Here is a 12,198-nt window from a genome sequence, read left to right on the forward strand (position 1 = left end):
CGCCTCCACTACATCTTTCCTTTTCTGATCACGCTGTTCTTTTATCGTAGCCATGGAAAGCAGTATACACTGCCAATACTTTCGGAACGATTAATACATCTCACCGCTCGATCTCAATGTGGAGGGGGGGCAGATCGAGTATCCGCTCAAACCGATGATGCGTTTTGCCACCCCGATCTTCGACCGTAACGGTGTCAAGCGCGGCATCATCCTGCTCAACTACCTGGGCGAGCGGCTGATCCAGAATTTCACCCACGCGGCGGCCAACATCGCCGACCACACCGAGCTGGTCAACCAGGAAGGCTACTGGCTCAGCAGCCCCAACCCGGAGGACGCCTGGGGTTTCATGCTGGGCCGCAACACCACCTTTGGCAAGCGCTACCCTGCCGCCTGGCGAATCATCTCCAGCCAGCAGCAGGGGCAGTTCGCCAACCCAGAGGGGCTCTTCACCTTTCATACCGTGCACCCGACCAACAGCGCCGCCAGCAGTGATCTGCCACTGCTTGATCAGCCGCCGAAGCTCCAATCTACCAGTAGCCGGATCTGGAAGATCATCTCCCGCATCCCCCCCAGCGATATCTACTCCAGCCTGCCGGGCTTTTTAAGACAGCACCTGGCGCTCTATCTGGCGATGTTCCTGCTGATCAGTTTCGGTTCGGCGCTGCTCGCCTACTCCCATCTGAGGCACCGGCGCGCTGAGGCGCAGAGCGAATATGAGAAGCGCTTTCGCCACACCCTGGAGAATATCGAACTGGCCGCCGTCACCCTCGATCGGCAGGGGCACATCCGTTTCTGCAACAAGCACTTTCTGGGACTGACTGGCTGGAACCAGAATGAACTGGTCGGCAGCAGCTGGATCGAACGGTTTGTGCCGAAAGACGCCACCGATCAGATCAACGATGTACTCTCAGCGATGGCCGACCCGCAGGAGTTTCCCACCCTGACCGAGACCCAGGTCAAGACCCGCAACGGCACGCTGCGGCTGATCGCCTGGAACAACACCCTCTCCTACGATACCGAGGGGGAGGTGATTGGGGTCACCGGCATCGGCGAAGATATCACCAAAAAGCGTCACGCCGAAGAGGAGCTACACAAACTCTTCCAGGCGGTCGAACAGAGTCCCAGCATCGTCATGATCACCAACCTCAGCGGCGAGATCGAATACGTCAACCCCAAGTTTACCGAGGTCACCGGCTATAGCGCGGCTGAGGTACTGGGTAAAAATCCCAGCGTACTCAAGTCGGGTGAGACCTCCTCCGACGAATATCACTCCCTGTGGGATGCGATCAGTGACGGCGGTGAGTGGCGTGGTGAGTTCCACAACCGGCGCAAAAACGGCGAACTTTACTGGGAGTCGGCTGCGATCAGCGCAATCCACAACGCCGCGGGCGAAATCACCCACTATCTGGCGGTGAAGGAGGACATCACCGAGCGCAAGCGTCTCGAGGCCGAGGTGGCGGAACGCAATCGGGAGCTGGCCCACGCCCAGACTCTGGCGGCGATGGGCCGGATGGCCAGCATGATCGCCCATGATCTGCGCAATCCGCTCTCATCGGTGAAGATGACCCTGCAGATCCTCGGCAAGCAATCGGGCGACAGGAGAGCGAGTTGCGGCAGATCGCCCTCGACCAGATCCGCTACATGGAGGAGATCCTCTCCGACATGCTGACCTACTCCCGTCCCGACGCCATCAAACCCCAGTGGCTGAGCGTGGAGAAGATCATCGACACCGCCATCGGTCTGGCGCAGAAGAAGATCGACACCTTCAAGGTCGACCTGCACACCTTTTATCAGCCGGGCATGCCCACCGTTTATGCCGATCCCAACAAGCTGCGCCAGGTCTTCTCCAACCTAATCGTCAACGCCGCCCAAGCCACCTCCTGTGCAGAAAAACCCCAGATCATCATCGAGGTGATGATCGAACTCGGTCCACGTGGTACCGGCCTGCGCATCGATATCTGTGACAACGGCTGCGGCATCGACCCGAAGATTGCAGCTAAGCTGTTCGATCCCTTCTATACCTCCCGCGCCCAGGGGACCGGTCTTGGCCTGGCGATCGTCAAACGCATTATCGAACAACATAAAGGCAGCATCATGCTGCACAATAATGAACCGCAGGGCGCCTGTGCATCAATTGTCCTGCCCACTTCGTTTCAATCACCGGAGCACTCCGGAGATTCTCAGCTTGAGGAAGAGGAGAGATGAGCAAAATTCTCATTGTGGATGACGACGTCGCCAGTTGCCGTACCCTGCAACTGCACCTGCAGACCCAGGGACACCAGGTCGGGATCGCGCACAGCGTCGACGAGGGGCTGACACAGGCGCTGCACAAGGCACCTGAACTGGTGATCCTCGATATCCGCATGCCCGGCAAGTCAGGGCTCGCAGGGCTGCCCGAATTCCGACAGGCTCTGCCGACCACCCGCATCATCATGATCACCGCCTTCCACGATATGGAAAGCACCATCGAGGCGATGCAGAAGGGCGCCGACGACTACATCCACAAACCGATCGATATCGATGAGCTGGAGGCGTCGATTGACAAGCTCAACAGCGATAACAACGACGATCTGGTCAATACCGAAAAAAGTATCCAGTCGGGCGGCCACCCGCTCACCATGGTCGGCCGCAGCCGAGCCATGAAAGAGGTCTTCAAGACCATCGGGCTGGTGGCGAAGAGCCCAGCCACAGTGCTGATCACCGGCGCCTCTGGTACCGGCAAGGAGCTGGTGGCTCGCGCCATCCACCGCGCCAGCGCCTCGCCGGACGGCCCGCTTGTCGCCGTCAACTGTGCCGCACTGGTGGAGACCCTGCTCGAATCGGAGATGTTCGGTCATGAAAAGGGCGCCTTCACCGGCGCAGTCTCCCGCCAGGAGGGTAAGTTTGCACTGGCCCGCGGCGGCACCATCTTTCTCGACGAGGTCGGCGAGCTCTCCCCCTCGATGCAGGCCAAGCTGTTGCGGGTACTACAGTACAAGGAGTTCACCCCACTCGGCGCCAAGCAGCCCCAGACCACCGATGCACGGGTGATCACCGCCACCAATCTCGATCTCTCTGAGCAGGTGCAGCGCGGCAACTTCCGGGAGGATCTCTTCTACCGGCTGCAGGTGATCAACATCCATCTGCCGCCACTGCGCGAGCGCAAGGAGGATCTGATGGACCTGATCCAGACCCTGCTGGCGCGCATCAACAAAGAGTTGCGGCGCAACGTCTCGCACATCACCAAAGAGGTGCTCGACTGCCTGCAGGCCTACCATTGGCCCGGCAATGTGCGTGAATTGGAGAATCTGTTGATGAAGTGCGTGGCGCTCTCCCCCGGCGACAAACTCACCCGCGACCTGCTGCCCGACTACATCTGCCAACAGGCGGAGCTGAACCCGCCCCTACCACAGGCCAGCGGCAAACCGCTGGAGCGGTGGAGTCTGGAGGAGATGGAGAAGGCCCATATCCAGCGGGTGCTCGACGCCAACAACTGGCACAAGGGGCGGGCCTGCGAGATCCTCGGCATCTCCCGCCCGCGCCTGCGGCGCATGATCAACCAGTTTGAGCTGAGTTCGCCGAACGGTACCCCTTTGGAGGAGGATGAGGAGTTACGGGAGGGCAGCCGGGCTTGAAGTAATCAGCCCAGACGCCTCACTTCTCACTGCCAAGGCGCTGACTCAGCTCGTCGCTCTCTTTCTGCTCACTACGCGCCTCGTTCTTGCTCTCAGCAATCTGATAGCGGTCGATCGCCTTATTCAACGCCTGAGTGCGGCTGTGTTTCTCTCTCCAGTGGCTCTTTTTCGCTGTGTGCTCAGACTGACTGGCGGCAACCACCGACTCCTGCCGGCGGATCGCCTCATCCAGCTTGGCGATAAACGCGCGATACTCCTGCATCTGCGCAGCCGCAATACCGTTGCGTGCGGCCTGCTCAAAGCGCTGCAGGTAGTCCTGGTGGTAGTGGCGTAGCTGCTCCAGCTTGTTCTGCTGCTCCTGCAAGACCTTACGCGAGATACCAAGATTACGGGCCGCCACCTGCTCACGGGAGTGGGCCACTCGCTGTACCGGTTTGAGTCGCTTTGATGGAGACATGACATCCTACCTCACTACTTAAGGGGTCTCTGACCCTGGTTGCTGCTGCTCCAGCCCCGCGATCAGATCATTGTTCCCATCCTGCTCTGGAGGAAACAGCGCCGCCAAACCCTCCAGGCTCTCTTCCAGGTTGACTGGGGTGTACATATCCTGACGCAGAAAATCGTTGAGTGCGGGCATCGCCGCGATTGCCATGTCGATCTGCTCATTGCTACCCGCCTCGTAGGCACCGACACTGACCAGATCACGATTCTGCTGATAGAGGGAGTAGAGATGCTTGAATGATCTCGCCGCACCCTGATGACCATAACTGGTGATGTCGTTCATCGCCCGGCTGATTGAGGCCTCGATATCGATGGCCGGATAGTGCCCCGCATCCGCCAGGCGGCGTGACAGTACGATGTGTCCATCAAGGATCGCCCGCGCCGCGTCGGCAATCGGGTCGTTCTGGTCATCCCCCTCCGCCAGCACGGTGTAGAAGGCGGTGATCGAACCACTGCCGGTATCGCCGTTGCCGGCGCGCTCCACCAGTTGCGGCAGCTTGGCGAAGACCGAAGGCGGGTAGCCCTTGGTTGCCGGGGGTTCGTGGATCGCCAGGGCGATCTCCCGCTGCGCCTGGGCAAAGCGGGTCAGTGAATCCATCAACAGCAGCACATGTTTGCCCTGCTCGCGGAAGTACTCAGCGATGCTGGTGGCGAGCATCGCGCCATGCAGACGCCGCAGCGGCGGATTATCCGCCGGCACCGCCACTACCACTGCACGCTTCATCCCCTCCTCACCGAGGATGTTCTCGACAAACTCCTTCACCTCGCGGCCACGCTCGCCGATCAGACCGACCACGGTGACATCGGCGTTGGTGTAGCGGGTCATCATGCCGAGCAGCACGCTCTTGCCAACGCCGGAACCGGCAAACAATCCGAGGCGCTGACCGCGGCCAACGCTGAGCAGGGCGTTGATCGCCCGCACCCCCACGTCGAGGGGCTCGCGGATCGGCGTCCTGGCCAGCGGGTTGAAGGTCTCGCCGGTGAGCGGACGACGTTCATCGCTGCGCAGCGGCCCCTTGCCATCTAGTGGCTTGCCGGCGCCGTCGATGACCCGCCCCAGCAGATGATCGCCCACCACCGCCTCACAGACCCGCCCGGTGGGGATTACCCGGGCGTCCTGCTCCAGTCCACGGATATCGCCGGTGGGCATCAGATAGAGACTCTCCTCGCCGAACCCCACCACCTCCGCCTCGATGTGTACACCACTGGCGCTGACCACCTCGCACTGGCCACCGATCGCGGCGCGGCAACCCACTGCCTCCAGGGTCAACCCCACCATGCGGGTGAGCCGCCCCTCCACCACCAGACCACGACTGTCGCCCAGACGCTTTTCATACTCTTTCAGGCGTTGCAACCAGATATGGGAGCGATTTTCAGCTGGGCTCTGCTGGCTCATCGGCTATCTCTCCGACTCATCCAACGAGCGGCTGCCAGCCAACAGCGGCGCAATCAGATTGGCGAGACGCGACTCCAGAGTAGCATCCACCTGGGAGGTGTCGGTGATCACCCGGCAGCCACCGCGATTGATCACCGGATCCTCGATGATATCCCAGCCCAGATCGGCCTCACCCAGAGCGTAGATCTCACGGATCAGTTCGGCATCCTCCGGGTGCAGCAGCAGCCTGACGTTGCGCGAGGAGACTGGCAGGATCGCCAGCGCTTCACGCACCACACCGACGATCTGATTCGGATCGGCACGCACCTCGCGCCGCACCAGCTGGCGCACCATCGCGATCACCAGGGTCACCAGCTCCTCCTCCACCGCTCTATCAAGTTCCCGCAACGGCTCGTCGAGCAGGCTGAGCTGCCGTTCCAGGCGCGCAATATGCTGCTTGATCTGCTCGCGCTCCTGCTGCAGCGCCTCCTTGTGGCCGAACTCAAAGCCATCTTCCTTGCCCTTCTCGAAACCCTCTTCATACGCTTGCTGACGAACCGCCTCCAGCTCCTCAGCAGTGGGCGGAGCCGGCAGTTCTGCATCCTCCATCTCGACCTCATCCGCCGGGCGCTCTGGCTTGCATTCTCCCTCCATTTCGGGAGGCAGCCAGGGCCGGATCTCATCCGTCTGCTGTTCCGGCCGCAGTTTAGACGAACTCATCACCGCCACCTCCCAGCATGATCTCACCGGCGTCGGAGAGTCGGCGTGCCACCTGCAGGATCTCCTTCTGCGCCGCCTCTACGTCACTCAGTTTGGTCGGCGCTGCCGCCTCCAGATCGTCCGCCAACATCTCTGCGGCGCGCTTCGACATATTCTTGAATATCTTCTCCTTGAGCCCCTCATCCGCTGCGCGCAGCGCCAGCAGCAGCTGTTCGGAGGCGACCTCTCGCAACAGTGTCTGGATGCCACGATCATCCACATCGATCAGGTTGTCGAAGACGAACATATTGTCCTGCAGCTCCTGCCCCAGATCCGCATCAGCCTCCATGATCTCGTCCATTACCTGGCTCTCGACTGCACCATCGAGCAGGTTGAGAATGCTGGAGGCGGTATCTATCCCGCCCAGGCTGGAGGATTTGACGTTGGTGGCGCCAGAGAACTGCTTCTCCAGGATCTCATCCAGCTCCTGCAAAGCCTTGGGCTGGATACCGTCGAGGGTGGCGATGCGCATTACAATGTCGGTGCGGATCCGCTCGCTGAATTCCGACAACACTTCGGCGGCCTGGTCGGACTCGAGAAACGAGAGCACGATGGCGATGATCTGTGGATGTTCCAGACGGATCAGCTCGGCGATGGAGCGCGAATCCATCCACTTAAGCTGCTCCAAACCCTTGCTGTTGCGCCCCAGCAGAATGCGGTCGATCACGCCCCCCGTCTTGTCGGCCCCCAGCGCGTTGGTCAGCATGTTGCGGATATACTCGTCGGAGCCAAGCCCAAGTGCGGTCTGCTTCTCCAGGTTGGCGACGAAGTGGCGCATCACCATCTCCATCTGATCGGTGGTGACGTTGGTTAGTCCGGCCATCGCCATGCCGACATCCTGCACCTCTTTCGGGCCCATGTGCTTGAGCAGTTCAGCAGCATCATTTTCGCCCAAGGCAAGCAGCAGGATCGCCGCCCGGTTCAGGCCGCTTATATTTTCAACTTCGGCCACCTCCGCCTCGGTGACCATGGCCTTCTTGTTATCGGGCATCGTCGGCTATCCACTGTTTGACCACCTGGGCGACCCGTTTTGGATCCTCTGCGATCATCTGGCGGGCGGCTTCAAGGGTCTTCTCATAGCTACCGGGGCCGGGCAGCTTGACCGCCTCCCCCCCCTCCAGCTCGCCAGCGAGCCCACCTTCACCCGCAAGCTCGCCTTCAAGCCCTTCGCCCGCAATACCTTCGGCGCCGATCACGCCGCCAGCAGCAACCCCTTCGCCCTCCTCATCCCCACCCTCACCAGGTTGGGCGGTAAGGCGCGTCATGGTCGGCTTGAGCACGCCGAAGATCAGCAGCAGCACCAGCAACAGCCCACTGGCCTGACGCACTGCATCCCAAAACCAGGGCTGCTCCCAGATCGGCAGTTCGGGCAGCGGCTCAGGCGGTACTGGGACAAAGAAAGTCTCACTAATCACCCGCACGCTGTCACCGCGGCGCGGGTTAAAACCGATCGCCTCCTTGACCAGATTAGTGATGCTGGAGATCTCCTCCGGGGTGCGCGGGATCGTCTCGATCTGCTCCTCACCCGCCTCGTTGATGCTCAGCCGCACCCGATCGTTGAGCACCAGCGCCACCGACAAGCGCCGTAGCGAACCTGTCGGCAGGCGCGTGTGGCTGATAGTCTTATCGAGCTCAAAATTGCGCGTCGCCTGCTTGCTGGTGTTGATCGGCGTGCCCTCTCCCTCGCCGCCTGCGCCGGATGCCTGCTCCGGAGAAGATCCGGCCGCCGGCGGCTGGTTGGTGAGTGCCCCCGGCACCCCCTGCTCGGCACGCAACCGGCTCACTTGTTCGTTGACCCGCTCAGAGCGCAGCGCCGCCATATCGGGATTGAAGCTCTCCTGGGTCTGCTCCACTTGGCTAAAATCGAGTTCGGCGGTAACCTCGGCGCGTAGGTTGTCCTTGCCCACCAGCGGCGCAACGATATCCTCGATGCGCTGTTTGAAGTGCGCCTCCAGCTCCTGAGTGTATTCAAACTGGCTGGTGGTGAGGCTCATCTGGCTGGAGTTTTCATCGCCGCTGAGCAGACGCCCCTTCTGGTCCACCACCGTGACCCGTGAGGTTTCCAACTCCGGCACTGCCGAGGCGACCAGATGCACGATCGCCTCCACCTGGCCCTTCTCCAGGGTGCGACCGGGATAGAGTTTGACGGTGACCGAGGCGCTGGGGTATTTGCGCTGGCGGATGAACACCGACTGTTTCGGCGTCGCCAGGTGGACCCGCGCTGTCTCCACGTTGGCCAGGGTCATGATGGTACGCGTCAGCTCCCCTTCCAGGGCCCTCTGGTAGCGCGCCGCCTCCACCAGTCGGCTGGTGTTGAAACCGGTCTCCTGCTGCAGCAGCTCAAAGCCGACCGAGTCACTGTGCGGCAAACCCTGGCCGGCAAGTTTCATCCGCGCCTGCTGCAGATCACCGCTCGGCACCATGATCAGGCCACTGGCAGGATCCACCTCGTAGTCGATGCCCGACTGCTGCAGCACCTGGGCGATCTCCGCTGCATCTTTCTGCGCCAGGTTGCCAAACAGCACGCTGTAGCTCGGCTTTTGGCTCCACAGCACCACCGCAACACCGAGTGCAACACTGGCGGCAATACCGACCATCACCGCCAACTGGCGTAGCAGCGGGTTGTCTTGCAGCCGCCGGCTTACTTCCAGGGCCTTGCCACCCGGCTCTTCAGGATTGGTCAGTTCCATGCGCTCACTCCCCCCTCAAACGGCTAGGCAGCTGTCGGGTTATGGGGTTTGTAACGAAGGGAAGCATCACTGAGGTGAATTTTTCGTTCATTCGAGGCGAATAACCCGCTCTATTTAACGAGAACGAACGGAAAACTCGACCAGCGAGGCTTTTCCACAGTAAAACAGCCATAACCCAACAGCCTCCTAGATCGGCATGTTCATCACGTCCTTGTAGGCCTCGACCAGTTTGTTCCGTACCTGGACCATGGCGTCGAACGAGAGGCTCGACTTCTGTACTGCGATCATCACCTGGGCCAGATCGAGATCCTTCTCGCCGGTCTCAAACGCCTGTGTCAGCGCCTTGGCCTCTTGCTGGGTCTCATTGACCTGGTCGATGGAACGCTTCAGCAGATCGCTGAAATCCGCCTGCGCGGCAGGTTTGCTCTGCTCTGCCTGGTTCTGTGCCTGGGCGTTCATCACCCGCATCTGCGCCAGAACCTGGTTGATGTCCATACTGCTCATTGCACCTTTCCCCTGATGAAATCATGCCTGCTATTGCCATGCAGTTTCCGCACCACTCTGATCATCCCGGTATCTCAACACCAGCCTCTCGCATCCGTGCGATCTTGTACCTCAATGTACGCTGGCTGATCCCCAGCCGTTCTGCCGCGAACGTGCGGCTTCCCTTACCCTCCCGCAGGGCCTCCATGATCATCTGCTCCTCTACCGAGCGCAGATCCTCCGGCAGGCGTCTGCCCCCCTCTTTGCTCACCTTCGCTTCTGCTGAGTCGGGCTCCGGCGACAAACCTGCCCCAAAACTGAGATCCTCAGCCCGGATGTTCTCCCCCTGCCGCATGATCAGGGCCCGCTGTATCAGGTTGTCCAGCTCTCGCACATTACCGGGCCAGCGATGGCTAAGCAGAAGCTGTTCTGCGGCAGGTTCGATGATGGGCATCGCCTCCCCAGGCTGCAGATGCTGGCGGATCAAATGCTTTGCCAACGGCAGGATGTCGTGCTGGCGCTCCCGTAGTGGCGGCAGCAGCAGTGGGAAGACATTGAGACGGTAGAAAAGATCCTCGCGGAAGCGGCCAGCGGCGACCTCTTCGCGCAGATTGCGGTTGGTGGTGGCCAACACCCGCACATCAAGTTCGATAATGCGGCGGCCACCCAGGCGCTCCAATTCCCGCTCCTGCAGTACTCGCAGCAGTTTCGCCTGCAACGCCAGGCTCATCTCGGAGATCTCATCCAGCAGCAGGGTGCCACCCTGGGCCTGCTCAAACTTGCCGGCGGTGGACTGATAGGCGCCGGTGAAGGCGCCCTTTTCATAGCCAAACAGCACCGCTTCGAGCATGCTTTCAGGAATCGCGGCACAGTTGATGGCGACGAAGGGGCCGTCCCGGCGCTGCGAACTGTTATGGATGTAGCGGGCGAAGACCTCCTTGCCGGTACCGCTCTCACCCTGCACCATCACCGTGACATCGCTGACCGCCACGCGACGTGCCAGCGCAAGCACCTCGATGCTGCGTAGATCCTCCGCCACCGGCCCACTGCCGGCGCTGGCTGAAGTATCGATGATGGTACTGGCCACCTTGTTGAGCAGCAGCTCCGCCTCGAAGGGTTTCACCAGATAGTCCACCGCACCGTCACGCATCGCATCGACCGCCTTCTCGATCGTGCCGTAGGCGGTCATCAGCAGCACCGGCAGCTCCGGGTAGCTGTTCTTGATCCGCTTCAGCAGCCGGTAACCATCCATCGGCCGCATCTGCACATCGCTCACCACCATGCCGACCGGCTCCTGCTCAAGGATCTCCAGTGCAGCACCACCTTCGTCTGCCGCTACGACCGGATACCCCGCCAGTTCGAGAGTATCGCTCAGCGCCTCCCGCAGAGCCGGGTCATCTTCAACGATGAGAACGGTTGACTGACTCATAGTACTGCACTCCGGTGACGGGAAATTGGCTCGACTTTGTCTGCTGCAAGCGGTCTCTCCGTTAGCCGCTCCCGCTGGCGCGACTGGTAACGAGGCAACTCAATCTGGAAACGGGTGCCCGGTGCAGGTGAATCAAGCAGCTGGATTTCACCGCCATGGGCGAGAATTACGTTCTGTGCCACCGCCAATCCCAGGCCGGTGCCGGCGGGACGAGTGGTGAAAAAGGGATCGAATATCTGGTGACGGACCTCCGGTGCGATACCAGAGCCGTCGTCTGAGAAGAGGATGGTCAACAGCGGGCCGCCACTGAGCCTGATGCAGATAGTGCGTGCGCCGTGTTGCACCGCATTGTCGGCGAGATTCCCCAGCACCCCGAGCAACGCATCACTTCGACCAAGAATCTGGGCAGCTTCAGCATCACTATGATCCAGATGCAGGCTGACCGAAGTCTGTTGCAGCTCGCTGGCGAGGGTGGTGGTGAACCCCTTCAGTAGCTCAACAAGCGACAGTGGCTCCTCTGCACCAGCTCCACCCCGGGCAAATAGCAGCATGTCACGGATTTGACTCTCCATGTGCTGCAACCGTGAACGCAGCTTGCCGGTGAAGCGCTCCCGCTGAGGTGACGAAAGATCATCACGTCCCAGCTGGGAGACGTAGAGCAGCGCCGAGCTGAGCGGGGTACGCAACTGATGCGCCAGCTGTGCCGACATCTCACCCATCGCCCCTAATCGCTCCTGACGATTGAGGTGCTCCTGCAGACGGCGCGTCTCACTCACATCGAGCAGCACCAGGATACGGCCCGGCGAGTGTTCGAGGGCACAACTGGAGACGCTCAGCAGACGTCCGTCACGCAACGTCCAGTCAGCCGCCGGCAGCCGCTGCGCCTCAAACGCCGCCAGCTCCAGCGCCTTCCAGCTGGCGCCTTTTGTGAGCCCGTCGATCAGACGCAATGCGGCCGGATTGGCCTCCACCACCCGCTCTTCGTCATCCAGCACCACCACCCCAGCTGGCAGAGTCTCCAACAGGCGACCCAGACGATCCGCCAGACGCTCCTTCTCTGCTAGCTGTAACATGCGGTCGCTGCTGGTCGCCGCCAGCTCCCGGTTCAGTTGCAGCACCTGCTCCTGCAGCTGCCGATAGGAGCCGGTCAGCTCTTCCGAGAGTTGGTTGAAGAGATTGAAGGCCGCCTCAAGGGATTCGCGGCGCTCAGGCTGTAGACTTTTGCTCGACACGATTTTTTGTCTCTTGGTATTGCGGATTCATCCTTTGCAATACCACTAACAAAAACCGTGCCGTTATTATGATTTCATTTAAATTCAATGAGTTAATAATAATAGTGTGGAGTAA

11 protein-coding genes are annotated in these 12,198 nt (G+C 60.8%); 3 read left to right on the top strand and 8 right to left on the bottom strand.

Annotated features, from left to right (window positions below; translation table 11 throughout):
• The first annotated feature begins 118 nt into the window (after positions 1-118).
• From Ga0074115_RS10375 to Ga0074115_RS10380, 3 genes are read left to right on the top strand one after another with little or no spacing between them, the layout of a single operon-like run.
• Positions 119-1,669, top strand: coding sequence for a PAS domain S-box protein (locus tag Ga0074115_RS10375; protein ID WP_232433044.1), 1,551 nt, complete (start codon positions 119-121; stop codon positions 1,667-1,669).
• The gene (locus Ga0074115_RS16820) at positions 1,609-2,205 is read left to right on the top strand and encodes a sensor histidine kinase (protein ID WP_232433045.1); all 597 of its coding nucleotides are present in this window, start codon (positions 1,609-1,611) and stop codon (positions 2,203-2,205) included. Before Ga0074115_RS10375 ends, Ga0074115_RS16820 begins: the two co-directional genes overlap by 61 nt.
• Complete coding sequence (locus tag Ga0074115_RS10380) at positions 2,202-3,614, top strand: sigma-54-dependent transcriptional regulator (RefSeq protein ID WP_057956716.1); 1,413 nt, start codon at positions 2,202-2,204, stop codon at positions 3,612-3,614. The genes Ga0074115_RS16820 and Ga0074115_RS10380 overlap by 4 nt, the downstream gene beginning before the upstream one ends.
• 19 nt (positions 3,615-3,633) lie before the next feature.
• Here Ga0074115_RS10380 and fliJ read toward each other — a convergent pair whose 3' ends face one another.
• The 8 genes from fliJ to Ga0074115_RS10420 all read right to left on the bottom strand — a co-directional run bounded on the left by fliJ (position 3,634) and on the right by Ga0074115_RS10420 (position 12,083).
• Complete coding sequence (gene fliJ / locus Ga0074115_RS10385; RefSeq protein WP_057956717.1) at positions 3,634-4,071, bottom strand: flagellar export protein FliJ; 438 nt, start codon at positions 4,069-4,071, stop codon at positions 3,634-3,636.
• Positions 4,072-4,089: 18 nt separating this feature from the next.
• Positions 4,090-5,511, bottom strand: coding sequence for a flagellar protein export ATPase FliI (fliI, locus tag Ga0074115_RS10390; RefSeq protein WP_057956718.1), 1,422 nt, complete (start codon positions 5,509-5,511; stop codon positions 4,090-4,092).
• Positions 5,512-5,514: 3 nt separating this feature from the next.
• A complete protein-coding gene (locus tag Ga0074115_RS10395; protein WP_082626879.1) occupies positions 5,515-6,210 on the bottom strand; it encodes a flagellar assembly protein FliH in 696 nt (231 codons plus the stop codon).
• Entirely contained in the window at positions 6,197-7,240 is a 1,044-nt protein-coding gene (gene fliG / locus Ga0074115_RS10400) for a flagellar motor switch protein FliG (RefSeq protein ID WP_057956719.1), read from the bottom strand. Before fliG ends, Ga0074115_RS10395 begins: the two co-directional genes overlap by 14 nt.
• A complete protein-coding gene (fliF, locus tag Ga0074115_RS10405) occupies positions 7,230-8,939 on the bottom strand; it encodes a flagellar basal-body MS-ring/collar protein FliF (protein ID WP_082626880.1) in 1,710 nt (569 codons plus the stop codon). The genes fliG and fliF overlap by 11 nt, the downstream gene beginning before the upstream one ends.
• 186 nt (positions 8,940-9,125) lie before the next feature.
• Positions 9,126-9,443: a flagellar hook-basal body complex protein FliE gene (fliE, locus tag Ga0074115_RS10410; protein ID WP_057956720.1), complete on the bottom strand. Its 318-nt coding sequence runs from the start codon at positions 9,441-9,443 to the stop codon at positions 9,126-9,128.
• 61 nt (positions 9,444-9,504) lie between these two features.
• Positions 9,505-10,851 (bottom strand): sigma-54-dependent transcriptional regulator, encoded by a 1,347-nt coding sequence (locus tag Ga0074115_RS10415; protein ID WP_057956721.1) that lies wholly within the window; start codon positions 10,849-10,851, stop codon positions 9,505-9,507.
• Entirely contained in the window at positions 10,848-12,083 is a 1,236-nt protein-coding gene (locus tag Ga0074115_RS10420; protein WP_060528490.1) for a sensor histidine kinase, read from the bottom strand. The genes Ga0074115_RS10415 and Ga0074115_RS10420 overlap by 4 nt, the downstream gene beginning before the upstream one ends.
• Between the last annotated feature and the right edge of the window lie 115 nt (positions 12,084-12,198).

It is taken from the genome of endosymbiont of Ridgeia piscesae (genome assembly GCF_001443665.1).
Lineage (GTDB): Bacteria > Pseudomonadota > Gammaproteobacteria > Chromatiales > Chromatiaceae > Endoriftia > Endoriftia persephonae.

What these genes read in the sequence shown, in the direction of transcription:
- fliI (WP_057956718.1), bottom strand. Translation starts at nt 5,511, where the DNA reads ATGAGCCAGCAGAGCCCAGCTGAAAATCGCTCCCATATCTGGTTGCAA.
- fliF (WP_082626880.1), bottom strand. Translation starts at nt 8,939, where the DNA reads ATGGAACTGACCAATCCTGAAGAGCCGGGTGGCAAGGCCCTGGAAGTA.
- fliE (WP_057956720.1), bottom strand. Translation starts at nt 9,443, where the DNA reads ATGAGCAGTATGGACATCAACCAGGTTCTGGCGCAGATGCGGGTGATG.
- fliJ (WP_057956717.1), bottom strand. Translation starts at nt 4,071, where the DNA reads ATGTCTCCATCAAAGCGACTCAAACCGGTACAGCGAGTGGCCCACTCC.
- Ga0074115_RS10380 (WP_057956716.1), top strand. Translation starts at nt 2,202, where the DNA reads ATGAGCAAAATTCTCATTGTGGATGACGACGTCGCCAGTTGCCGTACC.
- Ga0074115_RS10395 (WP_082626879.1), bottom strand. Translation starts at nt 6,210, where the DNA reads ATGAGTTCGTCTAAACTGCGGCCGGAACAGCAGACGGATGAGATCCGG.
- Ga0074115_RS10415 (WP_057956721.1), bottom strand. Translation starts at nt 10,851, where the DNA reads ATGAGTCAGTCAACCGTTCTCATCGTTGAAGATGACCCGGCTCTGCGG.
- fliG (WP_057956719.1), bottom strand. Translation starts at nt 7,240, where the DNA reads ATGCCCGATAACAAGAAGGCCATGGTCACCGAGGCGGAGGTGGCCGAA.